The organism is Shinella sp. NM-101 (genome assembly GCF_021401195.1).
In the GTDB taxonomy this organism is placed as follows: Bacteria; Pseudomonadota; Alphaproteobacteria; order Rhizobiales; family Rhizobiaceae; genus Shinella.
The window spans coordinates 55,992-80,307 of record NZ_JACBFT010000017.1; the positions used below are offsets into that span (position 1 = coordinate 55,992).

At 68.7% G+C, this 24,316-nt stretch carries 26 protein-coding genes; 20 read left to right on the top strand and 6 right to left on the bottom strand.

Annotated features, from left to right (window positions below):
- The first annotated feature begins 1 nt into the window (after position 1).
- Positions 2-1,099 (top strand): chorismate synthase, encoded by a 1,098-nt coding sequence (aroC, locus tag L0976_RS23555; RefSeq protein ID WP_203318082.1) that lies wholly within the window; start codon positions 2-4, stop codon positions 1,097-1,099.
- A gap of 26 nt (positions 1,100-1,125) precedes the next feature.
- Complete coding sequence (ribB, locus tag L0976_RS23560; protein ID WP_234189423.1) at positions 1,126-2,226, top strand: 3,4-dihydroxy-2-butanone-4-phosphate synthase; 1,101 nt, start codon at positions 1,126-1,128, stop codon at positions 2,224-2,226.
- Between the two features lie 201 nt (positions 2,227-2,427).
- On the opposite strand, the gene L0976_RS23565 is transcribed toward ribB, so the two are convergent.
- Complete coding sequence (locus tag L0976_RS23565) at positions 2,428-3,627, bottom strand: winged helix-turn-helix domain-containing protein (protein WP_234189424.1); 1,200 nt, start codon at positions 3,625-3,627, stop codon at positions 2,428-2,430.
- Between the two features lie 102 nt (positions 3,628-3,729).
- On the opposite strand from L0976_RS23565, the gene L0976_RS23570 reads away from it, so the two are divergent.
- Genes L0976_RS23570 through L0976_RS23595 form a run of 6 tightly spaced genes read left to right on the top strand, consistent with a single transcriptional unit; the run spans position 3,730 to position 8,664 of the window.
- The gene (locus tag L0976_RS23570) at positions 3,730-4,410 is read left to right on the top strand and encodes an energy-coupling factor ABC transporter ATP-binding protein (protein ID WP_234189425.1); all 681 of its coding nucleotides are present in this window, start codon (positions 3,730-3,732) and stop codon (positions 4,408-4,410) included.
- Complete coding sequence (locus L0976_RS23575; RefSeq protein WP_234189426.1) at positions 4,404-5,009, top strand: energy-coupling factor transporter transmembrane protein EcfT; 606 nt, start codon at positions 4,404-4,406, stop codon at positions 5,007-5,009. Before L0976_RS23570 ends, L0976_RS23575 begins: the two co-directional genes overlap by 7 nt.
- A 39-nt stretch (positions 5,010-5,048) precedes the next feature.
- Positions 5,049-5,612, top strand: coding sequence for a biotin transporter BioY (locus L0976_RS23580; RefSeq protein WP_203318077.1), 564 nt, complete (start codon positions 5,049-5,051; stop codon positions 5,610-5,612).
- 4 nt (positions 5,613-5,616) lie between these two features.
- Positions 5,617-7,101, top strand: a complete 1,485-nt coding sequence (locus L0976_RS23585; protein ID WP_234189427.1) for a class I adenylate-forming enzyme family protein — start codon at positions 5,617-5,619, stop codon at positions 7,099-7,101.
- Positions 7,079-8,260 carry a thiolase family protein gene (locus tag L0976_RS23590; protein WP_234189428.1) on the top strand — a complete coding sequence of 394 codons (1,182 nt, stop codon included), beginning with the start codon at positions 7,079-7,081 and terminating at the stop codon, positions 8,258-8,260. Before L0976_RS23585 ends, L0976_RS23590 begins: the two co-directional genes overlap by 23 nt.
- A gap of 8 nt (positions 8,261-8,268) precedes the next feature.
- Positions 8,269-8,664 carry a GFA family protein gene (locus L0976_RS23595; protein WP_234189429.1) on the top strand — a complete coding sequence of 132 codons (396 nt, stop codon included), beginning with the start codon at positions 8,269-8,271 and terminating at the stop codon, positions 8,662-8,664.
- On the opposite strand, the gene L0976_RS23600 is transcribed toward L0976_RS23595, so the two are convergent.
- Positions 8,650-9,051 carry a thioesterase family protein gene (locus L0976_RS23600; RefSeq protein ID WP_234189430.1) on the bottom strand — a complete coding sequence of 134 codons (402 nt, stop codon included), beginning with the start codon at positions 9,049-9,051 and terminating at the stop codon, positions 8,650-8,652. The genes L0976_RS23595 and L0976_RS23600 overlap by 15 nt on opposite strands.
- Before the next feature lie 20 nt (positions 9,052-9,071).
- Here L0976_RS23600 and L0976_RS23605 point away from each other — a divergent pair, with 20 nt between their 5' ends.
- From L0976_RS23605 to L0976_RS23660, 12 genes are all read left to right on the top strand, one after another.
- On the top strand, positions 9,072-10,019 hold the full coding sequence (locus tag L0976_RS23605) for a zinc-dependent alcohol dehydrogenase family protein (protein WP_234189431.1): 948 nt from the start codon (positions 9,072-9,074) through the stop codon (positions 10,017-10,019).
- 69 nt (positions 10,020-10,088) lie between these two features.
- The gene (locus tag L0976_RS23610) at positions 10,089-11,015 is read left to right on the top strand and encodes a histone deacetylase family protein (protein ID WP_234189432.1); all 927 of its coding nucleotides are present in this window, start codon (positions 10,089-10,091) and stop codon (positions 11,013-11,015) included.
- A gap of 2 nt (positions 11,016-11,017) precedes the next feature.
- The gene (locus L0976_RS23615) at positions 11,018-11,278 is read left to right on the top strand and encodes an exodeoxyribonuclease VII small subunit (RefSeq protein ID WP_203318071.1); all 261 of its coding nucleotides are present in this window, start codon (positions 11,018-11,020) and stop codon (positions 11,276-11,278) included.
- A gap of 99 nt (positions 11,279-11,377) precedes the next feature.
- Positions 11,378-12,301, top strand: a complete 924-nt coding sequence (locus tag L0976_RS23620; protein WP_234189433.1) for a pirin family protein — start codon at positions 11,378-11,380, stop codon at positions 12,299-12,301.
- Between the two features lie 131 nt (positions 12,302-12,432).
- Complete coding sequence (locus tag L0976_RS23625) at positions 12,433-12,756, top strand: helix-turn-helix transcriptional regulator (protein ID WP_234189434.1); 324 nt, start codon at positions 12,433-12,435, stop codon at positions 12,754-12,756.
- Complete coding sequence (locus tag L0976_RS23630) at positions 12,753-13,169, top strand: SRPBCC domain-containing protein (protein ID WP_203318068.1); 417 nt, start codon at positions 12,753-12,755, stop codon at positions 13,167-13,169. Before L0976_RS23625 ends, L0976_RS23630 begins: the two co-directional genes overlap by 4 nt.
- Before the next feature lie 12 nt (positions 13,170-13,181).
- Entirely contained in the window at positions 13,182-13,388 is a 207-nt protein-coding gene (locus L0976_RS23635; RefSeq protein WP_203318067.1) for a hypothetical protein, read from the top strand.
- Positions 13,389-13,397: 9 nt separating this feature from the next.
- A complete protein-coding gene (locus L0976_RS23640; RefSeq protein ID WP_234189435.1) occupies positions 13,398-13,820 on the top strand; it encodes a DUF1801 domain-containing protein in 423 nt (140 codons plus the stop codon).
- A gap of 19 nt (positions 13,821-13,839) precedes the next feature.
- On the top strand, positions 13,840-14,244 hold the full coding sequence (locus L0976_RS23645) for a DUF1801 domain-containing protein (RefSeq protein ID WP_234189436.1): 405 nt from the start codon (positions 13,840-13,842) through the stop codon (positions 14,242-14,244).
- 250 nt (positions 14,245-14,494) lie between these two features.
- Positions 14,495-16,423 (top strand): 1-deoxy-D-xylulose-5-phosphate synthase, encoded by a 1,929-nt coding sequence (dxs, locus tag L0976_RS23650; RefSeq protein WP_234189437.1) that lies wholly within the window; start codon positions 14,495-14,497, stop codon positions 16,421-16,423.
- Between the two features lie 174 nt (positions 16,424-16,597).
- Positions 16,598-17,350, top strand: coding sequence for a TlyA family RNA methyltransferase (locus tag L0976_RS23655; protein WP_234189438.1), 753 nt, complete (start codon positions 16,598-16,600; stop codon positions 17,348-17,350).
- The gene (locus L0976_RS23660; RefSeq protein WP_234189439.1) at positions 17,347-18,603 is read left to right on the top strand and encodes a class I SAM-dependent RNA methyltransferase; all 1,257 of its coding nucleotides are present in this window, start codon (positions 17,347-17,349) and stop codon (positions 18,601-18,603) included. The genes L0976_RS23655 and L0976_RS23660 overlap by 4 nt, the downstream gene beginning before the upstream one ends.
- A 48-nt stretch (positions 18,604-18,651) precedes the next feature.
- Here the strand turns inward: L0976_RS23660 and L0976_RS23665 are convergent, their stop codons facing one another.
- The 4 genes from L0976_RS23665 to L0976_RS23680 all read right to left on the bottom strand — a co-directional run bounded on the left by L0976_RS23665 (position 18,652) and on the right by L0976_RS23680 (position 24,296).
- On the bottom strand, positions 18,652-20,721 hold the full coding sequence (locus L0976_RS23665; RefSeq protein ID WP_234189464.1) for a methyl-accepting chemotaxis protein: 2,070 nt from the start codon (positions 20,719-20,721) through the stop codon (positions 18,652-18,654).
- Positions 20,722-20,921: 200 nt separating this feature from the next.
- The gene (locus L0976_RS23670) at positions 20,922-21,683 is read right to left on the bottom strand and encodes a crotonase/enoyl-CoA hydratase family protein (RefSeq protein ID WP_234189440.1); all 762 of its coding nucleotides are present in this window, start codon (positions 21,681-21,683) and stop codon (positions 20,922-20,924) included.
- Positions 21,684-21,831: 148 nt separating this feature from the next.
- The gene (locus tag L0976_RS23675; protein ID WP_234189441.1) at positions 21,832-23,604 is read right to left on the bottom strand and encodes an acyl-CoA dehydrogenase; all 1,773 of its coding nucleotides are present in this window, start codon (positions 23,602-23,604) and stop codon (positions 21,832-21,834) included.
- Between the two features lie 179 nt (positions 23,605-23,783).
- The gene (locus L0976_RS23680; protein WP_234189442.1) at positions 23,784-24,296 is read right to left on the bottom strand and encodes a BA14K family protein; all 513 of its coding nucleotides are present in this window, start codon (positions 24,294-24,296) and stop codon (positions 23,784-23,786) included.
- Positions 24,297-24,316: the final 20 nt, after the last annotated feature.

Genomic DNA, 24,316 nt, shown 5'->3' on the forward strand with positions numbered 1-24,316 from the left:
CATGTCGCACAATACCTTCGGTCACCTTTTCCGTGTCACCACCTGGGGCGAAAGCCATGGGCCGGCGCTCGGCTGCGTGGTGGACGGCTGCCCGCCCGGCATCCGCTTCACGCTTGCCGAAATCCAGGCCTGGCTCGACAAGCGCAAGCCCGGCCAGTCGCGCTTCGTGACGCAGCGCCGCGAGGACGACCTCGTGAAGGTGCTCTCCGGCGTGATGCCGGACGCGGACGGCGAGACGATGATCACGACCGGCACACCCGTCTCCATGCTGATCGAGAACACCGACCAGCGCTCCAAGGACTATGGCGAGATCGCCCGACGCTACCGTCCCGGCCACGCCGACTATACCTACGACGTCAAGTACGGCATCCGCGACTATCGCGGCGGCGGGCGCTCCTCCGCCCGCGAGACCGCCGCGCGCGTCGCCGCCGGGGGCCTTGCCCGCAAGGTGGTGCCGGGGCTTTCCGTGCGCGCCGCGCTGGTGCAGATCGGCAAGCACAGGATCGATCGCGCCAACTGGGACTGGAACGAGGTCAACAACAACCCGTTCTTCGCGCCAGATCCGGCCATCGTGCCCGTCTGGGAAGAGTATCTCGACGGCATCCGCAAGGCGGGCTCTTCCGTCGGCGCGGTCGTGGAGGTCGTCGCCGAGGGCGTGCCGGCCGGCATCGGCGCGCCGATCTACGGCAAGCTCGACCAGGACATCGCCTCGCTGCTCATGTCGATCAACGCCGTCAAGGGCGTGGAGATCGGCGAAGGCTTCGCCTCGGCGGAACTCACCGGCGAGGAAAACGCCGACGAGATGCGCATGGGCAATGACGGCAACCCGATCTTCCTCTCCAACCATGCCGGCGGCATCCTCGGCGGCATCGCGACCGGCCAGCCGGTCGTCGCACGCTTCGCCATCAAGCCGACCTCCTCGATCCTCACCGAGCGGCGCTCGATCGATGCCGACGGCAACAATGTCGACGTGCGCACCAAGGGCCGGCACGATCCCTGTGTCGGCATCCGCGCCGTGCCCATCGGCGAGGCGATGGTCGCCTGCGCCATTGCCGACCATTACCTGCGCGATCGCGGCCAGACCGGCCGCCTGAAATAACCGGCCGTCTGAAACAGGAGCCTGCCATGAGCTATGACCAAACGCGTGTCGTCGAGGCCATCCGCGCCTTCGAGGCCGGCGAGATCGTCGTCGTGACCGATGACGACGGCCGCGAGAACGAGGGCGACCTGATCGTCGCCGCCGTGCATTGCACGCCGGAAAAGATGGCCTTCATCGTGCGCCACACCTCCGGCATCGTCTGCACGCCGATGCCGCGCGAGGAGGCCAAGCGCCTCAACCTCAACGCCATGGTGGCGGAAAACGATTCGGCGCACACCACCGCCTTCACCGTCTCGGTCGACTTCAAGCACGGCACGACGACCGGCATTTCCGCCGACGACCGCACGCTGACCGTGCGCAATCTCGCCAATCCCAATATCGGGCCGACCGACTTCGTGCGCCCCGGCCACATCTTCCCGCTCGTCGCGCGCGAGGGCGGCGTTCTGATGCGTTCCGGCCATACGGAGGCGGCCGTCGATCTCTGCAAGCTCGCCAGCCTGCCGCCGATCGGCGTGATCAGCGAGCTCGTCAACGACGACGGCACCGTGATGCGCGGCCCGCAGGTCGAAAGCTTCGCCGAGAAGAACGGCCTCAAGCAGGTCTCCGTCGCCGATCTCATCGCCTATCGCCAGCGCAAGGAAACGCTGATCGAGCAGGTCGGCAGCTTCGACATCGCCACCCCCTACGGCAAGGCCAGGGCGCTGACCTACACGCTGCCCTGGGACCCGATGCAGCACCTTGCCGTCGTCTTCGGCGACATCCGGGACGGCGTCGACATCCCGGTGCGGCTGCATCTGGAAAATGTCGGCGACGACGTGTTCGGCGCCGGGCGGCAGATCGACGGCATCATGAAGCGCATCGCCGGTGAGGGCCGCGGCGTGGTGGTCTACCTGCGCGAAGGTTCGGTCGGCGTCGGCCAGTCCTCGACGGCCCGCAAGGGCAAGCACGACCGCGAAGGCCATGACGAGGCGCAGGCGCGCGAGAACGAGTGGCTGGAAATCGGCCTCGGCGCGCAGATCCTGAAGGACCTCGGCATCTCCTCGATCCGCCTCATGGCCTCGCGCGAGCGCCATTATGTCGGCCTCGAGGGCTTCGGCATCAAGATCAGCGCGACGGACCTCTGCTGAGCGTCACGGCGAGCCCGCCTCGCCCACTACCGTCATCCTCGGCCTTGTGCCGAGGATCCGCCATGCTCGGGGCAGCCCCGGGCATGACGGAATAAAAGTCGTCGCACGTTCTCGGCAGTCCGGGTCGCCTTGCAGGCGGATGCGGACCGGGAGATTTCACCCGGCGGCCAGCCGCCGGGCCGGGCCGCGCACCTCCCCAGCCTACGCCTCCTCCCCGCGCCAGCCGTCGAGGAAGCGCACCGTCTCCACGCCGGAGAACCGCGCCAGCCGCGCCAGTTCGGCCTCCAGCTTCTCCAGCCGGCCGGCCGAGGGGCGGACCTTCGGCTCCCACCACACGCGCTTGACGTCGAGCGTGCCGGCCTTGCGGTCGGCCTTCATGTCGATGCGGCCGACCAGGCGGTCGCCTTCGAGCAGCGGGAAGACGTAGTAGCCGTATTGCCGTTTCGGCTCCGGCACGAAGATCTCGATGCGGTAGAAATAGCCGAACAGGCGCTCCGTCCGGTTCCGGTCGCGGATGAGCGGATCGAAGGGCGAGAGCACGCGCAGCCGGTTCGGCGGTTCGGGAATGTCGCCGGGATCGGCCGGGAAACCGGCGAAGGCGTGCGAGGCGCGCGGCTTGCCGCCGTCGGCGGGTTCGACCAGCACGGGGCGGAGCTCGTCGCGGCGGGCCTCCACCCAGGCCTTCGCCTCGTCGGGCGAGACGAGGTTCCAGAAGGCGGCGATCTCGCCATGCGTGGCGAAACCGAGCCGCTCCAGCGCGCTGCGGCAGGCCCAGTCGACGAAGGCGTCGTGCTCCACGTCCGGTTCGTGATGGTGCGCCGGCACGACGCGCTCGACGAGGTCGTAGACCTTCTGGAAGTTCTCGCGCCGGGCGATGGCGACCTTGCCGGTGCGCCAGAGATATTCCAGCGCCGTCTTGTTCGGATGCCAGTTCCACCAGCCGCCGGACTTGTGATCCTCACCCTTCAGCTCGCGCGAAAGCACCGCCCCGCCCGAGACGATCCGCGCGTAGGTCTCCTCGAACGCCTCCTCGAAGCCCGGCTCGCGCCACTTGCGCCAGCGCGCGATGATGGTGGCGTCCTCGCGGCGGAAGCGGTGCTTCCAGTAGCGGAAGAAGGCGCTGGGGATGATCGAGGCGTCGTGCGTCCAGTTCTCGAAGAGCGCGCCGTCCTTCTCCAGAAGCTCGGTCAGGTGCTCGCGCCGGTAGGTCTGGTTGCGCGAGAAGAGGATCTGGTGGTGCGCCCGCTCGACGGTGGCGATGCTGTCCACCTGCACGAAGCCGATGTCGTGGATGAGCCGCAGCAGCCCCTCCTTGCCGAGCTGTCGGCCGGGAGCGGCGCTGAGGCCCTGGCGGGCGAGGAAGATACGCCGGGCCTCGGCGTTGGAGAGCAGAATCGTCATTCCGGATGATAGGCACACATTCCCGGTTTGTTCCACCCGGTTTTCTTTCGGACCCGGCATGTTATAGGTCCGTCCGACTTTTTTCCAAACGGGACCCTGCTCTTGGACATCGTCTTTACCGCCGCAACGGTGCGCTATGGCGGGCGCGTCGCCCTCCATCCGCTCGACCTTGCGCTTTGCGAACGGCGCATCGGGGTGGTCGGCCTCAACGGCTCGGGCAAGACCACGATGGCGCGCCTCATCAACGGCCTCGTCAAGCCGAGCGAGGGCACGGTCACGGTGGAGGGGCTCGATACGGTGACGGACGAGAAGGCCGCGCGCGGCAAGACCGGCTTCATCTTCCAGAACCCGCAGCACCAGATGATCCTTCCCGTCCTTGCCGAGGACATCGCCTTCGGCCTGAAGAACCGGGGCTTCACCAAGGCGGAGATCGCCGAGAGGACCGAGGCGATCCTCGCGCGCTTCGACATCGCGCATCTTGCCCGCCGCCGCGTGCACGAGCTTTCGGGCGGCGAGACGCAGCTTGCGGCCATCGCCAGCGTGCTCGTCACCGGGCCGGACCTCCTGATCCTCGACGAGCCGACCAACCAGCTCGACCTCAGGAACCGCGCGATGATCGAGCGGACGCTCGCGGGCCTGCCCGAACAGGTCATCGTCATCACGCACGACCTTGCGCTGCTCGACGGCTTCGACCGGGTGCTCGTCTTCCATGCCGGCCGGCTTGCGGCGGACGGGAGGCCGGCGGAGGCGGTCGCCGCCTACCGGGAGATCGCGGCGTGCTGAACGGGCTCGACATCGAGGGCGATTCGCCTCTCCACCGTCTGCCGGCGCGCGGCAAGCTGGTCCTGCTCTTCGCTACGGCCGTCGGGCTGTTCCTCGTCTCGGACCTGCGCGTGCTCGTGCCCACGCTGGCGCTTTCCACCGGGCTTCTCCTTTCCACCGGCGTCGGCGTTCGGGAGGCCTTCCGGCGCACGCGCTTCGTGCTCTTCACGGTGCTGATCCTCGCCGCCGCGAACTATTACCTCCACTCGCCGCACGAGTCGCTCGTCGTCTTCTGCCGGCTCGCCGCGCTGGTCCTGCTTGCCGCCGCCGTCACGGCGACGACGGGCATCTCCGCCTTCATGGACGAGGTCACGCGGCTCCTCATGCCGCTGGAGCGGCGCGGGCTCGTGCAGGCGGCCGATGTCAGCCTCGCGGTCGGGCTCGTCATCCGCTTCGTGCCGGAAATCCTGGCGCGCTACAGGGACATCGCCGATGCGCACAGGGCGCGGGGCCTGCCGGTGCGCCCGCTCACCACGCTCGTGCCGCTGATCATTTTGACGCTGAAGGATGCGGATACGATCGCCATGGCGATTGACGCCCGCGGCTTTCGGCGGCACTAAACATCCACCCGATCCTGTCCATTCGAGGAAAATCCCGACATGAGCACCAGAGACATCGTCCTCGTCGCCCTTTTCGCCGCCATCATGACCGTCCTCGGCCTCCTGCCGCCGATCACGCTCGGCTTCATTCCGGTGCCGATCACCGCACAGTCGCTCGGCCCGATGCTTGCCGGCTGCATTCTCGGCGCAAGGCGCGGGGCGGCCTCGATGCTGCTCTTCCTGCTGCTCGTCGCCATCGGCCTGCCGGTGCTTTCGGGCGGTCGCGGCGGCCTTGCGGTCCTTGCCGGCCCGGGAGCGGGCTACATCCTCGGCTGGGTCGTCGGCGCCTATGTCTGCGGCCTGATCGCCGAACGCCTCGTGAAGGAGGAGCAGCCCGAGCTTTCGCAGTTCCTGTCCTTCCTCGCGGCATCCGTCGTCGGCGGCATCGCCGTCGTCTATCTCTTCGGCGTCCCGTGGCTCGCCTATATGAGCGGCAAGGCCTTCTTCGAGACGGCCGTCGCCTCCTTCGTCTTCCTGCCGGGCGACCTCATCAAGGCTTTCGTCGCCATGCTGGCCGGCCGCGCGGTGCTCGCCGGCTATCCGCTGCTGCCGCAGCGCGCCTGAGCCGATGCCGCTTTCCGGCGCCCTCGAACGGCACGCCGCCGGCCATCCCCCGGGCCCGGCCTTCCACCTGGAGGGCCGGGTCCTTTCCTATGGCGCGCTCGCCGCGACCGCCCGGGAGTTCCACGCCGCCTTCCACGCCCTCGCCCCCGCCGGCCGGAGCGTCATCGGGCCGGCGAACCGGCTGGTCGCCATCGTCACGGGCAACCATCCGCTGTTTGCCGCCGCCTTTGCCGCGGCGACGGCCGGCAACGCCTGCGCCGCGCTGATCGACCCGCACCTGCCGGAAGCCGTTCGCCTTCGCATGACAGGGCAACTTTCGCCCGACATCATCGCCACGGCCGATGGCGACAGCCTTCTCCTGCGCAATCCATCGACGGGGGCGACGCTTGCCATCGCCCGCAGCGAGACCTCCGACCTGCCGCCCCTTCCGGACGGCGGCGATAGCGATCCCTTCCTCGTCGTCTTCACCTCCGGCACCACCGCCGATCCGAAGCCGATCATCCGCGACCGGCGCTCCTGGCGCAGCAGCCTTGCCGCCGGCACGCCGTTCTTCGGCATCGACGCCGTCACGAGCACCTGCGCCCCCGGTCCCCTCGCCCACGGCCTTGCCCTCTATGCGATGACGGAGACGCTGGTCGCCGGGGCGACCTTCCACGCCGCCCGGCACTTCGACACGGGAGAGGCGCGCGAAGCGATCCGCACGAACGCCATCCGCCGCCTCGTGCTGGTGCCCACCATGCTGCGCCGGCTCTGCGAGGGCGCACCCTTGGAACAGGTCGAGGCGATCACCGTGGCCGGCGCCAAGCTGACGGCGGGCGACCATGCGCTCTGCGCCCGCCACTTCCCCAACGCGGCGCTGCGCGAATATTACGGCGCCTCCGAGCTCGGCTTCATCACCGTCACCACGCCGGGCGATCCCGCCTCCTCCACCGCCGTCGGCAAGGCCTTTCCGGGCGTGCGCCTCTCCATCCTCGACAAGGCCGGCAAGGCGCTTCCCGCAGGCGAGACCGGGACGATCTTCGTCGAGAGCCCGCTTGTCGCCACCGGCTATCTCGGCGCGGGCGACGGGGCCGGGCTTGCCCGCTTCGGCACGCGCGCGACCGTCGGCGACCTCGGCTTCCTCGAAGCCGACGGGACGCTGCACCTTCTCGGCCGCTCCGGCGGCATGGTGCTGTCCGGCGGCAACAACATCTATCCTTCGGAGGTGGAAGCGGCGCTTGTCGGCCTTGCCGGGGTGCGCGCCGCCCATGTCTTCGGCGTCGACCATGCCGATCTCGGCAGCGAGCTCGTCGCGGTGATCGAGCCGGAAGCGGGCTTGACGGCGCAGGCGCTGGCGGCCGCCATGGCCGCGGTGCTGCCGCGCTACAAGCAGCCACGGCGCATCTGGCTGTGCCGCGCCATGCCCGCCACGCCCTCCGGCAAGGTCGAGGCGAAGACGGTTCGGCAATGGGTGGCGGAGGCAAGCGATGCGCTCGAACGGTTCGCCTGACCCCTGCCGCATCCCCGTCGTGGCGGCCGCCTTCCGCACGCCGGTCGGCCGCGTCGACGGGTCGCTTTCGGCCATCGAGCCGGCCAGCCTTGCCGCGCCGCTCATCCGCCGCATCCTCGCCGAGACGGGGCTGGCGCCGGAGGCCGTGGACGACGTGATCCTCGGCAACGCCGCCAACAGCGCCGGCAACCTCGCGCGCCTTGCCGCGCTGGAGGCAGGCCTTCCCGTCAGCGTGCCCGGCATGACGGTGGACCGGCAATGCGGCTCGGGGCTGGAGGCCATCGTGCTCGCGGCGCGGCTGGTGCAGGCCGGCGCCGGCCGCTTCTACCTTGCCGGCGGCACGGAGAGCACCAGCCGCGCGCATCTGCGCCTGCGCCCGCCGGCAGCGCCCGGCGGCACGCCGGAGCCGGTGCGCCGCGCCCGCATGGCGCCGGACGCCATCGGCGATCCGGACATGGGGATCGCCGCCGAGAATGTCGCGGCCCATGCCGGCATCGGCCGTGCGCGTCAGGACGCCTTCGCCCTCGAAAGCCACCGCCGTGCCGTCGCAGCGCGGAAAGCCGGGCGGTTCGACCGCGAGATCGTGCCGGTCGAGACGCCCGCCGGCACCGTCTCCCAGGACGAATGCCCGCGCGAAAATACCTCGCTGGAACGGCTCGCCGCGCTGAAGCCGGTCTTCCGGCCGGGCGGCACCGTGACGGCGGGCAATGCCTGCCCGGTCAACGACGGCGCCTCGGTCGTGCTGGTCACCTCGCTGGCCGAAGCGGAACGGCTCGGCCTGACGATGCTGGTGGAGGTGGTGGACAGCGCGGTGGCGGGTGTCGATCCGAACCTGCTCGGCCTCGGCCCGGTGCCGGCCATGGAAAAGCTTGCCGCGCGCAATCCCGGCCTCGACGCCGCAAAAATCCCCTTCATCGAGTTCAACGAGGCCTTCGCCGCGCAGGTGCTGGCGAGCCTCGATGCGCTCGGCGTCGATCCCGCCGCCGTCAATCGCGACGGCGGTGCGCTGGCGCTCGGCCATCCCTACGGCGCGTCCGGCGCGATCCTCGTCACGCGGCTCTTCGCGCAGATGCGGGAGGCCGATGCCGGCACCGAGGGGCTGGCAACGATGGGCATCGGCGGCGGCATGGGCATCGCCACCCTGTTTCGCAAAGTGTGAGGAGCACCATGGCCGACACGATCCTTTCCGGCGGCTGCCTGTGCGGCGCCGTGCGTTTTGCGGCGCGGGGGCCCGCGGAAAAGCCGCATACCTGCTCCTGCCGCTTCTGCCAGCGGCACACCGGCGCGCCGACCGCCGCCTGGGTGGAGTTTCCCGCCGGAAGCATCACCTGGACGGGCCCGGGCGGCGCGCCTTCGACCTGGCGCTCCTCTGACTATTCCAGCCGCGCCTTCTGCCCGGCCTGCGGCTCCTCCATCGGCGCGATCGACGACGAGCCGGTCATCGCCCTCCTCGTCGGCGGCTTCGACGATCCGGGTGATCCGGCGCTGGCGCCGCAGTACCATTCGTTCGAGGATTGCCGGCCGCGCTGGCTGTGCGTCGAGACGGCCTCAGGCGAGGAATGACTTCAGCCAGTCGCGCACCGCCTGCGGCACGTTGACGGGCTGGTGGCTCGCCGGGTCGACCGCGACCCAGACGATCTCCAGATCGGCGACCCGCGCGCCCTCCGCCGAGATGCCGACCGCGAAGGTGAGCGAGGTCGCGCCGATGCGGGTGACCGAGACCCTGAAGCGGGCGAGATCGTCGAGCTTCAGGCCGCGATGGAAGGTGCAGCCGGACTTGCGGACGAAATAGACGGGATCGTTCGGCCCTTCCGGCCGGTGGCGCCAGAGGCCGGCGACCGCCGCCTCGGCATGGGCGTAATAGGCGGCATTGTGCATGTGGCCGTGCATGTCTATATCGCGGAACGGTATCCGGATCTCGCTGACCGTGATGTCTGCCGCCTGTTCCACGTCCTGCCCCGGGGTCAACCATGCTTCGTGCCGTTGTTAGAGCGTTCGGCGATCCCCGGCAAGCGGTCGGCCTGGAAGAGGCGGAGCGGGCGGCGCCCGGACCCGGCGCGGTGGAAATCCGCATCCGCCGCGCCGCGATCAATCCGTCCGACCTCATCCCCGTCACCGGCGCCTATCGCAGCCGCACCGCCCTGCCCTTCGTGCCCGGCTTCGAGGGCGTCGGGGACATCGTGCGCCTCGGCGAGGGCGTGACGGATCTTGCCATCGGCCGGCGCGTTCTGCCGATCGGCGCCAGCGGGCTCTGGCAGCAATACCTCGTCCGCCCGGCGGACTGGTGCCTTGCCGTGCCGGATGACCTTTCCGACGATGAGGCCGCCATGGCCTATGTGAACCCGCTGACGGCCTTCCGGCTGATCGATGCGGCCGGGGCGCATTTCGGCGCGGCCGGCGGCCGGCGGATCGGCGTCACCGCCGCGGCTTCCGCCATCGGGCGGATGCTGCTGGTGCTGCTTGCGGAGGCGGGTTTCCGGCCTGTCGCGCTGGTGCGGAGCGCGGCGACGGCAGCGCGGCTTGGCGAAAGCTTCGGCGGGGAGATCCTCACGCAGCCCGCGCCGCTCGACGGCGTGCTCGACGCGGTGGGCGGGGCGCCGGGCGATGCGCTTTTCCGGCAGGTCCGGCCCGGCGGCGCCTTCATCCAGTACGGCGCGCTTTCCGGCGCGCAGCTCGACCCGATGCTTGTGACGGCGCGGCGGGACGAGGTTGCGTTCTCCTTCCTGTGGCTGCGCAACTGGGTGCATTCCGCCCCGCGCGCCGCCATCGAGGCCGCCTTCGCGCGGAGCTTTTCCGGCATCCGCGCCGGCTTTCTCGCCTGCGAGATCGACGGCGTTTTCGCCCTTGGCGACCTTGCCGCAGCGCTCGCCCGGCAGGACGATCCGGCGCGCAGGGGCAAGGTCCTGCTTGCGCCCTGACGGTTGAAAAGGGTGGACATCGGCCCATTTCCCGTGGACCTCGCCAACCGCAATGGGTAGCTTCCGGCCATGACGACGCTTCTCTTCGAGAACCCGATCTTCCTCGAGCACAACACGCCCGAGGGTCATCCGGAGCGGTCCGACCGCATCCGGGCGCTGAACCTTGCGCTGGAGCACGAGCGCTTCTCGCCGCTGGTGCGCGAGAAGGCACCGCAGGCGAACGAGGACTTCGTGCTGCTCGCCCACCCCGAAAGCCACCTGCGCGCCGTGATGTCCGGCATTCCCGAAGAGGGCATCAACCAGGTCGAGGCGGATACCTATGCCAGCCCCGCGAGCCTCCAGGCGGCGCTGACCGGGATCGGCGGGGCGATCGCGTCCGTCGATGCCGTCTTTTCCGGCAAGGCCGACAATGCCTTCGTCGCCGCGCGCCCGCCCGGCCACCACGCCGAGCGCGAGAAGGCGATGGGCTTCTGCTTCTTCAACAACGCCGCCATCGCCGCCCGCCATGCGCAGAAGGCCTACGGCGCGGAGCGCATCGCCATCGTCGATTGGGACGTGCATCACGGCAACGGCACGCAGGACATCTTCTTCGACGACCCGTCCGTGCTCTTCTGCTCGACCCACCAGATGCCGCTCTATCCCGGCACCGGCGCCAAGGACGAGACGGGTGCGGGAAACATCGTCAACGCGCCGCTTTCGGCCAATGACGGCAGCGACCATTTCCGCGAGGCCTTCAAGGCGCGCGTGCTGCCGCGCGTGGCGGACTTCAAGCCGGACCTGATCGTCATCTCCGCCGGCTTCGACGCCCATCACCGCGACCCGCTCGCCCAGATCAACCTCGTCGCCGACGATTTCGACTGGGCGACGGGCAGGCTGATGGAGCTTTCCGAAAAATCGGCGAACAACCGTGTGGTCAGCCTGCTGGAAGGCGGCTATGACCTCCAGGGCCTCGCCGAATCCGCCGCCACCCATATCTACCGCCTGATGAGAGGCTGACCATGACCGATGCTGCCCACGCCCCTGGCCCCGACGTTTCCGCCCTCTCCTTCGAACAGGCGGTGGAGGAGCTGGAAAAGATCGTCGCCGCCCTCGAACGCGGCGACGTGCCGCTCGACCGCTCCATCGAGATCTACGAGCGCGGCGAGGCGCTGAAGAAGCATTGCGAGACCCTGCTTTCGGCCGCCGAGAACCGCATCGAGAAGATCCGCCTCGACCGCGCCGGCAAGCCGCAGGGCACCGAGCCGCTCGACGGGGCGTAAGTTCCGCTCCGGTGACCACACCGTCAACAGCCGCTGGCCTATCCACGCCCCGTCCCGCCCGCTAGCATGCCGGCATGAAACCAGCGACAGGAGGGCGTGATGAGCTTCTTTCCGGGCAAGGACCCCGAAGCAGGGGATGCGGCGGCGTGCGATGCGCTGGAAAACCTGATCATTCCGCGCACCAGCGACATCGGCGGGCTTGAAGTGCGGCGGGCGCTGCCGACGGCCAGGCGCCGGCTGGTCGGCCCCTTCATCTTCTTCGACCGCATGGGGCCGGCGCTGCTGCGGGCGGGCGAGGCGATCGACGTCAAGCCGCATCCGCATATCGGGCTTTCCACCGTCACCTATCTCTTCGACGGCGAGATCAAGCATCGCGACAGCCTCGGCACCGAGATGGTCATCGCCCCCGGCGACGTGAACCTGATGACGGCGGGGCGCGGCATCGTGCATTCCGAGCGCTCGCCGGAGAACCTGCGCGGCAGGCCGCAATCCATCTCGGGCCTGCAGACCTGGCTCGCCCTGCCCGATCATCTTGAAGAATCGGCTCCCGTCTTCTCCCACACGACGATGGCCGAGCTTCCCGCCTTTTCCGCCGACGGCATCACCGGGCGCACGATCATCGGCACATATGAGGGCCACGCCTCGCCCGTCAGCGTGCCGACGGACACGCTCTACACGGACCTGATGCTCGCCCCCGGCGCTTGCGCGCCGCTGGTGGCGGACTGGGAGGAGCGCGCGGTCTATGTGCTGTCCGGCACGCTGGATGTCGCCGGCGACGTCTTCGAGGCCGACCGGCTGCTCGTCTTCCGCCCCGGCGATCCCATCACCCTCAAGGCGGGACCGGAGGGCTGTCACGTCATGCTCTTCGGCGGCGCCGCGCTCGGCTCGAAGCGGTATATCTGGTGGAACTTCGTCTCCTCGTCCAAGGAGCGGATCGAGCAGGCCAAGGAAGAGTGGCGCACCGGCCGCTTCGACATCGTGCCCGGCGACGAGGAAGAGTTCGTGCCGCTGCCGGCAGGGTGACGCACAGGCGGCGGAACCCGGCCCGCTCCGGGCATGACGGGAAGAGGCGAATGCGGTTTTGCAAGAAAGATCGTTGACCGATCCATAGCCGTTCAGCTATATAAAAATCCATAGCCATTGAGGTATGGATTTTGACCGAGCCGCACGACATCCTCTTCCGCACTCTGGCCGACCCGACGCGGCGGGCGCTTTTCGAGCGGCTGTGCCGCGAGGGCGAGAAAACCGTGGGCGCGCTGACCGCGCAGGCCGGCGTTTCGCAGCCGGTCGTCTCGAAGCATCTCAGCCTCCTCAAGCAGGCCGGCCTCGTGCGCGACCGCCATGAGGGCCGGCAGACGCATTACAGCGCGCAGCTCGGCGCGCTGGCGCCGCTGGTCGACTGGACCAGCCAGATGTCCCGGTTCTGGGAGGCGCGGTTCGACGATCTTGAAAATCTGCTGAGGAGAATGGATCAATGAACGAGACACGCACCGTCGTCGTCGAGCGCGAGATTGCCCATCCGCCGGAAAAGCTCTGGCGCGCCCTGACCCAGCCGCATCTCATCGCGGAATGGCTGATGCGCACCGATTTTGCGCCGGTCGTCGGCCACAGGTTCACGATGAGCGGCGAGTGGGGCAGCGTCGAATGCGACGTCCTCACGGTCGAGCCCGGAAAAACCCTGACCTACACCTGGAATCACGCGCACGACGACCCGGCTTTCAATCTGAGGAGCGTGGTGAGCTTCACGCTGACGCCGACGGGGGCCGGCACGCTGCTGCGCATGGAGCAGACCGGGTTCCGGCCGGAGCAGAAGCAGGCCTTCGGCGGCGCGCGCCATGGCTGGGAGCTGCACTTCACGAACCTCGAACGGGTTCTGGCGGGACTGGAATAGGAAGGAGCGACCATGAACTGGAACACGAAGATCCGGCAGATCCACCGCTGGCTGTCGATTGCCTTCACGCTTGCGGTGCTCGTCAATATCGCGGCGCTGACGCAGGGCGAGCCGGCCGTTTGGATCGGCCTTCTCGCGCTCTTCCCGCTCATCCTGCTTCTTGCAAGCGGGCTCTATCTCTTCGCCCTGCCCTATGCGGCGCGGTGGCGGCAAGGCTAGGAGGACGCGATGGCAGGCAAGAAGAGCGACAAGCCCGTCCTGCTTTCGGGCGGCAATCCGCAGATCCCCAAGGGCTACGGCGACGGCCCGGTCAAGGCCTATATCGCCGCCATGCCCGGCTGGAAGAGCGAGGTCGGGCGCCGGCTGGACGAGCTGATCGAGAAAACGGTGCCCGGCGTCCACAAGGCCGTGAAGTGGAATTCTCCCTTCTACGGCATCGAGGGCGACGGGTGGTTCCTCAGCTATCACTGCTTTGCGAAATACATAAAGCTGGCATTCTTCCGCGGCGCCGCGCTCGACCCGGTCCCGCCGATCGCTTCCAAAACCACCGAGACGCGCTATGTCCACATCCACGAGGGCGAGGCGCTGGACGAGGCCCTGCTTGCCGGATGGATCGGGCAGGCGAGCAAGCTTCCCGGCGAGCGCATGTAACGGGCGGAAGGACGGAGCCATGGACGAGGCGGAGAGCGGCGCGGACACGCCTTCGCGCCTGATCGACGGGCGGATCGCCGAACTTGCCGACTGGCGCGGCGAGACGCTGGCGCGGCTGCGCGCCCTGATCAAGGAGGCCGACCCCGACGTCACGGAGGAATGGAAATGGCGGGGCGTTCCCGTCTGGGAGCATGACGGAATCGTCTGCACCGGCGAGACCTACAAGGCGGTGGTGAAGATGACCTTCGCCAGGGGCGCCTCGCTGGAGGACCCGGCCGGGCTCTTCAATTCCAGCCTGGAGGGCAATACGCGCCGCGCCATCGATTTCCGCGAGGGCGAGGCCATCAGGGAGGATGCCCTGAAAGCGCTCGTGCGCGCGGCCGTCGCCCTCAACCGGTCGTCCCGGGCGAAGAAGAGGAAGTAGAGCGTCTTCCGCCCCGGGAATCACGCATCGGCCGGACGGGCACGGCGTCCGCAAAATGCCCCATTTGCCCAACAAGAGTTCGCCAATGGGTCGGTTTGCAAGGTATCAATCCGGCGAAATACGCTCTAGACTTGCCGAAACGGTTGAAATCGCACGCCGCATTCTGCATGTGAAAGCAAACGCGGCGTGAAGTCGTATGTCCCGGCCCAGCTCCGCAGCGGAGCGCGGCATGCGGGCAGGAACACGAGGCATGAGAGTGACACAGGCACCAGCCACCCCCCTACTCGACAAGGTTCGCATTCCGGCGGACCTGAAGGCCGTCGAGGACCGCGACCTGCCGCAACTGGCGGCGGAACTGCGCGCCGAGATGGTCGATGCCGTCTCGCGCACCGGCGGGCATCTCGGGGCGGGCCTCGGCGTGGTGGAGCTGACCATCGCCATCCACAAGGTCTTCGACACGCCGAAGGACCGGCTGATCTTCGACGTCGGCCACCAGTGCTATCCGCACAAGATCCTCACCGGCCGGCGCGAACGCATCCGCACGCTGCGCCAGGAAGACGGCCTTTCCGGCTTCACCCGCCGGGCCGAGAGCGAATACGATCCCTTCGGCGCCGCCCATTCCTCGACCTCGATCTCCGCCGGCCTCGGCATGGCGGTCGCCGCCGACCTTTCGGGCGAGCACCGCAACGTCATCGCCGTCATCGGCGACGGCGCGATGTCGGCCGGCATGGCCTACGAGGCGCTGAACAATGCCGGGGCGCTCGATGCGCGCCTCATCGTCATCCTCAACGACAACGACATGTCGATCGCCCCGCCGACGGGCGCGATGAGCGCCTATCTCGCGCGCCTTGCCTCCGGCCGCACCTATATGGGCTTCCGCGACCTCGGCAAGAAGCTGACCGCCTATCTCGGCAAGACGGTCGACCGGGCGATCACCCGCGCCGTCGAGCACGCGCGCGGCTACGTCACCGGCGGCACGCTGTTCGAGGAGATGGGCTTTTATCATATCGGCCCGATCGACGGTCATTCCTTCGAGCACCTGCTGCCCGTGCTGCGCAACGTGCGCGACAATTCCAGGGGCCCGGTATTGATCCACGTCGTCACGCAGAAGGGCAAGGGCTATCCGCCCGCCGAGGCGGCCGCCGACAAGTATCACGGCGTCAACAAGTTCGACGTCATCACCGGCGCGCAGGCGAAAGCCAAGCCGAACGCGCCCGCCTATACCGCCGTCTTCGCCGAAGCGCTGGTGCAGGAGGCGGGCTTCGACGAGAAGATCGTCGGCGTCACCGCCGCCATGCCCGCCGGCACCGGCCTCGACAAACTCTCCGCCGCCTTCCCCGCCCGCACCTTCGACGTCGGCATTGCCGAACAGCATGCGGTGACCTTCGCCGCCGGCCTTGCCGCGGAGGGCTACAAGCCCTTCTGCGCGCTCTATTCCACCTTCCTGCAGCGCGGCTACGACCAGGTGGTGCACGACGTCGCCATCCAGGGCCTGCCGGTGCGCTTTCCCATCGACCGGGCCGGCTTCGTCGGCGCCGACGGGCCGACCCATGCCGGCTCCTTCGACACGACCTATCTCGCAACGCTGCCCGGCTTCGTGGTGATGGCCGCCGCCGACGAGGCGGAGCTGAAGCACATGGTGCGCACCGCCGCTGCCTATGGCGACGGCCCGATCTCCTTCCGCTATCCGCGCGGCGAGGGCGTCGGCGTCGAGATGCCGGCGCGCGGCGAGATCCTTCAGATCGGCAAGGGCCGCGTCGTCAAGCAGGGCTCCAAGGTGGCGCTGCTCTCCTTCGGCACCCGCCTTGCCGACTGTCTGCTTGCCGCCGAGGACCTCGACGCATCGGGACTTTCCACGACGGTTGCCGATGCGCGCTTCGCCAAGCCGCTCGACCGCGACCTCATCCGCCAGCTTGCCCGCAACCACGAAGTGCTGATCACCATCGAGGAAGGCGCCGTCGGCGGCTTCGCCAGCCATGTGCTGCAGTTCCTCGCGCTCGAAGGCCTGCTCGACCACGGCCTCAAGGTGCGCCCCATGGTGCTGCCCGATACCTGGATGGAACAGGCCAAGCCCGAGGCGATGTATGCCAGGGCCGGCCTCGACCGCGCCGGCATCGTCTCCACGGTGTTCCAGGCACTCGGCCAGAAGGCCGTCGTGGATGTGGGCGCGGCGGGCTGAAACGGCCCGCAAGTTTTGCTCTTCATCCGCCGTCCTCCTGGGGCGGGAGGTATTCCGAAAATCATTGCTTCCTGCCCGCGGCCGCCCCTCATCCGGACCTCCTCCCCTTCGTAGGGAACGCAAGGCACACGACCGGGGCTTGCCTCTTTGCCCCCGAAGCGTCATGAGAGGCGCATGTCCCAAGCCAGCGAAACCATCCGCCTCGACCAGCTCCTGCTGAATGCCGGTCTCGTCGCCAGCCGCTCGCGGGCGCGCGATGCGATCATGCGCGGCACCGTCACCGTGAACGGCCGCGTCGTCACCAAGCCGAGCGCGAGCTTTCCCGCCTCGGCCGTCCTTGTCGTCGACGATCCGGCGCGGTCCTATGTGTCGCGCGCGGCGCTGAAGCTGGCGGCGGCGCTCGACCGGTTCGGGCTCGATCCCGACGGCCTCGACTGTCTCGACATCGGCGCTTCCACCGGCGGCTTCACGCAGGTGCTGCTGGAGCGCGGCGCCGCGCATGTCGTCGCCGTCGATGTCGGGCACGACCAGATGCATCCGAGCCTTCGCACCGATCCGCGCGTCATCAATCTCGAAGGGCTGAATGCGCGGGCGCTCGGCCGGGCCGATCTCGGCGGGCGGGCGATAGGCGCGGTCGTCTCCGACGTCTCCTTCATCTCGCTGAAGCTCGCCCTGCCCCCCGCGCTGGCGCTTGCCGAGCCTGGCGCCTTCTGCGCCCTTCTCGTCAAGCCGCAGTTCGAGGCGGGGCGCGAGGCGATCAGCAAGGCCGGGCTTCTGAAGGACCCTGACAGCGCGCCGGCCGTGGCGGCGGAGCTGGAGCGCTGGCTCGTCGAGGAGATGGGCTGGCAGAGCCTCGGCCTTACGCCCTCGCCCATCGCCGGCGGCGACGGCAATCACGAATTTCTTCTTGGAGGGCGAAAGCCATGACGACGGAAACCCTCACCATCGCGCGGCTCGGCAGCGGCGGCGACGGCATCGCCGAAGCGCCGGGCGGCCCCGTCTACGTGCCCTTCACGCTGCCCGGCGAGACGGTCGCCGTCGCGCGGGTGAAGAACCACGGCACGGTCATGTCCATGTCGGTCGCCTCGCCCGAGCGGGTGGAGCCGGCCTGCGTGCATTTCGGTCCGGATGGAAAGAACGGCACCTGCGGCGGCTGCACGCTGCAGCATGCGGGTGATGCGCTCTATCACGACTTCAAGCGCGGCCTCGTCGTCAATGCCCTGAAATCCAAGGCGCTGACACCCGAGGTCGCGCCGCTGCTCATCGCCCGGCCGGGCGAGCGCCGCCGCGTCACCTTCACCGCGCGCAAGACGGAAAAGGGCATTCTGCTCGGCTTCAACCAGGCCGGCAGCCACCACATCGTCTCCATCGAGCACTGTCCCATCAGCAGCGGCGGCATCGTCTCCCGGCTGGACGACATCCGCCGGGTCTGCGCGGCCATCGCGACATCGAGCGAGCCCTTCCGCCTGACGGTGCTGGAAACGGCGACCGGCCTCGACCTTGCCTTCGAGGGCGTGAAGAAGGTCGGCGACCGGGAACGGCGCGCCGTCACCGAATGCGTCCTCTCCCAGCGGGGCATCGCCCGCGTGTCCAACGACGGCGAGATCATCATCGAGCCGGTCAAGCCCGAGATCGACTTTGACGGCGTGCGCGTCTTTCCGCCGGCCGGCGGCTTCACGCAGGCGACGAAGCCGGCCGAGGAGGCGATGGCCGGGCTGGTCCTGGAGGCGCTCGGCAAGGCCAAGCGCGTCGCCGACCTCTTCGCCGGCTCCGGCACCTTTGCGCTGCGCATCGCGCGAAGGGCCAAGGTGCATGCCGTCGAGGGCGACGAGAAGGCGATCAAGGCGCTGGACCATGCCGCGCGCAACACCCAGGGCCTGAAACCCGTGACGGTGGAACGGCGCGACCTCTTCCGCCGCCCGCTGATGGTCTCCGAGCTGAAGGCCTACGATGCCGTGGTCTTCGATCCGCCGCGCGCCGGCGCCGAGGACCAGTGCAAGGAGCTCGCCCGCTCGGGCGTGAAAACCATCGTCGCCGTCTCCTGCAATCCCGTGAGCCTTGCCCGGGATCTTTCGATCCTCACCGCCGCCGGCTACCGCATCCGCCTCGTCACCCCCATCGACCAGTTCCTCTGGTCGGCCCATGTGGAGGCCGTGGCGGTGCTGGAAAAGGCCGCATAAAAAAGGCCCGGATCGCTCCGGGCCTTTTCATTTTCATGAACTTCCCGCTCACGCCGCGCGTCGGGCAGGAGCGGCGGTGGCTGCTTCGCCCTGGCCGAGCCTGAACTGGGCCAGGAGGGCGTTGAGCGCGGCGGCTTCGGCGGCGAGGCCATGGCTGGCGGCGGTCTGTTCCTCCACCATGGCGGCGTTCTGCTGGGTGCCCTGGTCCATCGTGTTGACGGCGGTGTTGATCTCCTGGAGGCCGGTCGACTGTTCGCGGGCGGAGGTCACGATGGCGTTGACGTGGCCGTTGATCTCCTGCACCTCGCGGACGATGGCCTCAAGGGCCGCGCCCGTTTCGTCGACCAGTGCCACGCCGGAGCGGACCTGCTCGCCGGAGGCGGTGATCAGCGTCTTGATCTCCTTGGCGGCATTGGCCGAGCGCTGGGCGAGCTCGCGCACTTCCTGCGCCACGACCGCAAAGCCCTTGCCGGCCTCGCCCGCGCGGGCAGCCTCGACGCCGGCATTGAGCGCCAGCAGGTTCGTCTGGAAGGCGATGTCGTCGATGACGCCGATGATGTTGGAGATCTCGTGCGAGGACTTCTCGATGCCCTGCATGGCCGAGACGGCCCGGCGCACCACTTCGCCCGACTTTTCGGCGCCGGTGCGGGTGCGCGAGACGAGCGAGCCCACCTCCTCGGCCCGGCGGGTCGAGTCCTTCACGGTGGTGGTGATCTCCTCCAGCGCGGCGGCGGTCTCCTCGACGGACGCGGCCTGCTGCTCGGTGCGGCGGGCGAGGTCGTCGGCGGCAGAGCGGATTTCCGTGGCGCCGGCATCAATGGCGCGGGCGTTCTGGCCCACCGTCGTCATCGCCGTGTGCAACTTCGCGAGAGAGTGGTTGAAGTCGGTGCGCAGGCGGTCGAGATGACCGGCGAAGGGGGTTTCGATGCGGTGGGCGAGATCGCCGTCGGCAAGGCGGCCGAGGCCGTCCGCCAGCGCCTCGACGGCGTGCCGGATCTCGGCCGCTTCGCGGGCCTTCATCGCCTCGCGCTCGCGGCGCTCGCTTTCGGAGAGCACGCGGCCCTCCTCGGCGGCGGTCTCGAGGCGCGCGCGCTCGATGGCGTTGTCGCGGAACACGGCGACGGCGGCGGCCATGCGGCCGATCTCGTCACGGCGCTCCTCGCCGGGGATGTCCGTCTCGACATCGCCGGAGGCGAGCTTGTCCATGGCGGCCGTCATGTCCTTCACCGGGCGGACGACGAGGCGCGAGAGCACGGTGGCGAGGAAGCCCATCATGCCGATGACGGCGAGAACCGTGGCGATGGTCGCGGCGATGCGGAACTGGTCGATGGCCGCAAATGCCACGCCGCTGTCGATGGTGAAGCCGAGATACCATTCCACCGACGGCAGGCCCGTGACCGGCACGAAGGAGACCAGCGCCGGCTTGCCGGCATAGGTCGTGTAGGTGATGCCGCCGCCGATGGCGGGCGTCTTCTGCGGGAAGGCGTCAGCAAGCGACCTGGTGACGAGCGCCTTGTCCTGGTGCACGAGTATCTGGCCGTCCTTGCTGACGAGGAAGGCGAAGCCCGCCCCGCCGAGATCGACGGAATTGACCATGTCGACGAGAGACTTCAGCGAGAAGTCGCTGCCGGCAACGCCGGCAAGCTTGCCGTCGCGCTTGACGGGAAGCGCCGCGGTGATGACCAGGTCGCCGGTCGAGGCATCGACATAGGGCTCGGTCAGCACGCTGCCATTCGCCTTGACGGCATCCTGGTACCAGGGACGCTGGCGCGGATCGTAGCCTTCCGGCATGTCCGACTTCGGCCATTGCGTGAAGACGCCCGCCTCGTCGCCGACATAGGTGGAGATGAACTGGCTGATGAGGACCTGGTTGTCGAGGACGGCCTCGATGCCGGCAGGATCGGCGGTCCGGGCGGCGGCGTTGGCGGCCATCTCGGTCAGCGCCACGCGGGCGTTCAGCCAGTTGGCGATGCTCTGGGCGGCCTGCTTGCCGGAGCTGTCGATGCTTTCCTCGACGGATTTCGTCAGCACGGAGCGCTGCAGGCTGCCGATATAGAGGGAGAAGCCGGTGAAGGCGGCGATGACGACGAGGGACGCGACGACGAGGATGCGCGTCATGAGATTGGAACGTCTGGACACGGTGACGGTGTTCCTTCGGATCACCCACGCCGATGGCGGGGCGCGATGCTGAACGGCATGCCGGAGGCGAAAACCGGCCGCATCATGCGGCCGCCGGCAGGGCTGCCGGAGATGGGCGCACGATAGGAAAACGTGTTTAAGAGCCTGTTAAAATTAGCAGACCACAAATCGCAGGGCGATCACCCCCTGCCCCGCGCCATGAAGGCCTCGAAGGCGGCGCGCGCTTCCGGGCTTTTCAATTGCGCCGCGAAGTGGCCGGCCTCCTCGTCGATCCGCGCCGCGACGTCCGCGCCGTCGCCGCGCATGAGGCTGCGGGCGATGGAAAGGGCCTTCGGCGGCTTGGCGGCAAGGCGGGCCGCGGCGGCGAGCGCCTCGGCCTCCACGGCCGCGGGCTCGACCACGGCATAGACGAGGCCGGCATCGCGGGCGGCGGCCGCGGAGAAGGCTTCACCCGCCGCGAGCAGCGCGAAGGCACGCTGGTGGCCCATCAGGCGCGGGGCGAGCAGGCTCGATGCCGCCTCCGGCACGAGGGCGAGATCGACGAAGGGCGTGCGGAACTGCGTGCGGTCCGAGGCATAGGTCAGGTCGCAATGGAGATGGATCGTCGTGCCGATGCCGATGGCAAGGCCGTCGACGCCGGAAACCAGCGGCTTGCCGTGCGCAGCGAGCGCGTGGAGGAAATCGATCACCTCGCGGCCCATCGTGCCGCCCATGGCGAAGGCCATGAAGTCGTTGAGGTCGTTTCCGGCGGAAAAGCAGCCCTCCGAGCCGAGGAAGAGCGTCGCCCGCACCCTCTCGTCCGCGTCGCCCGCCTTCAGCGCATCGGTCATCGCCTGGTACATGGCGCGGGTGATGGCATTCTTCTTTTCCGCGCGGTCGAGGCGGATCACCTGCACGCCGGGGGCGCCTTGCGGGCGCTCGATCAGGATATGGTCGGTCATAGACGTGGAATTCCTTTGTCCTGTTGCAAGCCCCCTCTGCCTGCCGGCATCTCCTCCCAAGGAGAAAGATAGAGGCTTGCTCGCCGTTCGAAATTGCGTGCAGAAGGGCGCGGCGCATCAAGCCCCTCTTCCCTTGTTGAGAGGGGGCTTATTCCAGCACGACGCGCGCCGCTTGCAGGCTCGCGGCACCGCAAACCACCCGTTCCTTCAGCGCCGCCGTCTCGCCGATGACGTTCTCGGCGGCGAAGCGGCAGAGCGCGGCGCGTTCGCCGTTGCGGCCGTCGCCACCGTCGGCGAGCGCGCCCTTGGCAAGGTACGCGCCGGTGAGCACGAGGCCGAAGAGGCGCTGGTAGGGCGTGGCACCGGCAAGCGCTTCGGCCTGCCGGCCATCGGCGAGCGTGGCGAGCAGCCATTCGGTGGCGGCTTCGAGATCGGCGATGCTGGCTTCGAGGCGCGCGCCCGTCTCGCCGAGTGCCGGGGCATTCGCGGCGCGCGCGCTCGCGGCGATGTCGCGCAGTTCGGCGATGAAGCCGCGGATGTGGTTGCCGTCGGAGAGCGGCAGCTTGCGCGTGACGAGGTCGATGGCCTGGATGCCGTTGGTGCCCTCGTAGATCGGCGCGATGCGGGCGTCGCGGTAGAGGCGGGCCGCGCCCGTCTCCTCGATGAAGCCCATGCCGCCATGCACCTGCACGCCGAGCGAGGAAACATCGACGCCGGCATCGGTGGCAAAGCTTTTCGCGACGGGGGTGAGGAGACTCGCGCGCTCGGACCAGTGCCGCGCCTCCTCGCCATGCGACAGGTCGACGGCGTGGGCGCAGGCATAGGTGATGGCGCGGGCGCCCTGGGTCAGGACCTTCATCGTCAGGAGCATGCGGGCAACGTCGGGGTGCTCGATGATCGGGCTCATGCCCGAGCCGTGCCAGCCGGGCGCCTTGCCCTGCGTGCGCTCCTTCGCATAGGCGATCGCCTTCTGCGTCGCGGCCTCCGCGATCGCCACGCCCTGCATGCCGACGGCGAGGCGGGCGTTGTTCATCATGGTGAACATGCAGGCAAGGCCTCGGTTTTCCTCGCCGATGAGCCAGCCGATGGCGCCCGGCTCCCCGCCGAAGCGGCCGTCGCCGTAGATCATCGTGCAGGTCGGCGAGCCATGGATGCCGAGCTTGTGCTCGATGGAATGGCAGTAGGCGTCGTTGCGGGGGCCGAGCGATCCGTCCTCGTTGACGAGGAACTTCGGCACGAGGAACAGCGAGATGCCGCGCGTGCCGGCGGGCGCATCGGGCAGGCGGGCGAGGACGAGGTGCACGATGTTGTCGGTGAAGTCGTGCTCGCCGTAGGTGATGAAGATCTTCTGGCCGAAGATGCGGTAGGTGCCGTCGTCGCGCCGCTCGGCGCGGGTCTTCATGACGCCGAGGTCGGAGCCGGCATGGGGCTCCGTGAGGTTCATCGACCCCATCCATTCGCCGGAGACCATCTTCGGCAGGTAGGTGGCCTTGAGATGGTCCGAGCCGTGCGCGGTGAGCGCCTCGACGGCGCCGATGGTCAGCGTCGGACCGATGGCGAAGGCCATGGAGCCGCCGTTCCACATTTCCAGCGCGGCGACGTGCAGCATGTGGGGCAGCCCCTGCCCGCCGAAGTCGGGCGCGGCCGTCAGCGAATTCCAGCCGCCCTCCGCCCAAGCCTTGTAGAGCGCGGGCCAGCCGTCCGGCGTCTTCACGGCGCCGTCGACGAGGCGGGCGCCCTGCCTGTCGCCGATCTCGGCGAGCGGGGCGACCTCCTCGGTGGCGAAGCGGCCGGCTTCGGAAAGGATGGCGTCGACGAGGTCGTCCGTCAGGTCGCCGAGACGGCCGTTCTGAAGGGCGGGCGCCAGCCCCGCCACATGTTTCAGCGTGAACGCAATCTCCTCGACCGGCGCCTTGTACATCTCTATCCTCCTCCATCGCGCCCATCGGAGCGCGGCTTGTCGGCGGGAAGATTATTGATTTTTACGTAAACGTCAACGTTTTGCACCGCACTTCCAAAGAGAAACAGGCCGTCCGGTCTTTCGACCGGTCGGCCTGTTTCGGTGCCGGGGGAACCGTCCGGCACATCGAGCGCTTGGCCTCAGCGGTAAGGCGAGACGCACTGGCGGCGCGGGCCGTTATAGGGCTGGAACGTGTTGTCGTAGGCCCGGTACGAGCGGTAGCGGTTGGCGCACCAGTTCACATGCGAGCTGCCGCCGGCATAGGCGCGGTCGTTGGCGATCGCGCTGCCGATCAGGGCGCCCATGCCCATGGCGGCGAAGGGAACCCATGCATTGTCGCGGTGGCGGTAGTAGCCATAGCGCGGACCGTGGCGGTAATAGCGCCGGTCGTAGTAGCGCCCGCGGTCATAGCGGTGGTGCCGGTACATGCGCTGGCCGGACCAGCGGCGTTCGCTGTTCTGGCTCCAGCCGCTCGTGCGCAAATTGCGGAACTTGCGCCAGTAGCGCCGGTCGTCGACGCGCTGCACGGCCAATCCGTTATCCGCCTGCTGAACCTTCACGACCGGCAGGGGCATCGCCTGCGCCGGCACGACGGGCGTTGCGGCAAACAGCGCCGAAATGGCGACGACGAGGCATTTGCTTGTGAGTCTCATGGCACTTCTCCCGGATGGTT

What these genes read in the sequence shown, in the direction of transcription:
- aroC (WP_203318082.1), top strand. Translation starts at nt 2, where the DNA reads ATGTCGCACAATACCTTCGGTCACCTTTTCCGTGTCACCACCTGGGGC.
- ribB (WP_234189423.1), top strand. Translation starts at nt 1,126, where the DNA reads ATGAGCTATGACCAAACGCGTGTCGTCGAGGCCATCCGCGCCTTCGAG.
- L0976_RS23565 (WP_234189424.1), bottom strand. Translation starts at nt 3,627, where the DNA reads ATGACGATTCTGCTCTCCAACGCCGAGGCCCGGCGTATCTTCCTCGCC.
- L0976_RS23580 (WP_203318077.1), top strand. Translation starts at nt 5,049, where the DNA reads ATGAGCACCAGAGACATCGTCCTCGTCGCCCTTTTCGCCGCCATCATG.
- L0976_RS23585 (WP_234189427.1), top strand. Translation starts at nt 5,617, where the DNA reads ATGCCGCTTTCCGGCGCCCTCGAACGGCACGCCGCCGGCCATCCCCCG.
- L0976_RS23590 (WP_234189428.1), top strand. Translation starts at nt 7,079, where the DNA reads ATGCGCTCGAACGGTTCGCCTGACCCCTGCCGCATCCCCGTCGTGGCG.
- L0976_RS23595 (WP_234189429.1), top strand. Translation starts at nt 8,269, where the DNA reads ATGGCCGACACGATCCTTTCCGGCGGCTGCCTGTGCGGCGCCGTGCGT.
- L0976_RS23605 (WP_234189431.1), top strand. Translation starts at nt 9,072, where the DNA reads ATGCTTCGTGCCGTTGTTAGAGCGTTCGGCGATCCCCGGCAAGCGGTC.
- L0976_RS23610 (WP_234189432.1), top strand. Translation starts at nt 10,089, where the DNA reads ATGACGACGCTTCTCTTCGAGAACCCGATCTTCCTCGAGCACAACACG.
- L0976_RS23615 (WP_203318071.1), top strand. Translation starts at nt 11,018, where the DNA reads ATGACCGATGCTGCCCACGCCCCTGGCCCCGACGTTTCCGCCCTCTCC.
- L0976_RS23620 (WP_234189433.1), top strand. Translation starts at nt 11,378, where the DNA reads ATGAGCTTCTTTCCGGGCAAGGACCCCGAAGCAGGGGATGCGGCGGCG.
- L0976_RS23630 (WP_203318068.1), top strand. Translation starts at nt 12,753, where the DNA reads ATGAACGAGACACGCACCGTCGTCGTCGAGCGCGAGATTGCCCATCCG.
- L0976_RS23635 (WP_203318067.1), top strand. Translation starts at nt 13,182, where the DNA reads ATGAACTGGAACACGAAGATCCGGCAGATCCACCGCTGGCTGTCGATT.
- L0976_RS23640 (WP_234189435.1), top strand. Translation starts at nt 13,398, where the DNA reads ATGGCAGGCAAGAAGAGCGACAAGCCCGTCCTGCTTTCGGGCGGCAAT.
- L0976_RS23645 (WP_234189436.1), top strand. Translation starts at nt 13,840, where the DNA reads ATGGACGAGGCGGAGAGCGGCGCGGACACGCCTTCGCGCCTGATCGAC.
- dxs (WP_234189437.1), top strand. Translation starts at nt 14,495, where the DNA reads ATGAGAGTGACACAGGCACCAGCCACCCCCCTACTCGACAAGGTTCGC.
- L0976_RS23655 (WP_234189438.1), top strand. Translation starts at nt 16,598, where the DNA reads ATGTCCCAAGCCAGCGAAACCATCCGCCTCGACCAGCTCCTGCTGAAT.
- L0976_RS23660 (WP_234189439.1), top strand. Translation starts at nt 17,347, where the DNA reads ATGACGACGGAAACCCTCACCATCGCGCGGCTCGGCAGCGGCGGCGAC.
- L0976_RS23665 (WP_234189464.1), bottom strand. Translation starts at nt 20,721, where the DNA reads ATGACGCGCATCCTCGTCGTCGCGTCCCTCGTCGTCATCGCCGCCTTC.
- L0976_RS23670 (WP_234189440.1), bottom strand. Translation starts at nt 21,683, where the DNA reads ATGACCGACCATATCCTGATCGAGCGCCCGCAAGGCGCCCCCGGCGTG.
- L0976_RS23675 (WP_234189441.1), bottom strand. Translation starts at nt 23,604, where the DNA reads ATGTACAAGGCGCCGGTCGAGGAGATTGCGTTCACGCTGAAACATGTG.
- L0976_RS23680 (WP_234189442.1), bottom strand. Translation starts at nt 24,296, where the DNA reads ATGAGACTCACAAGCAAATGCCTCGTCGTCGCCATTTCGGCGCTGTTT.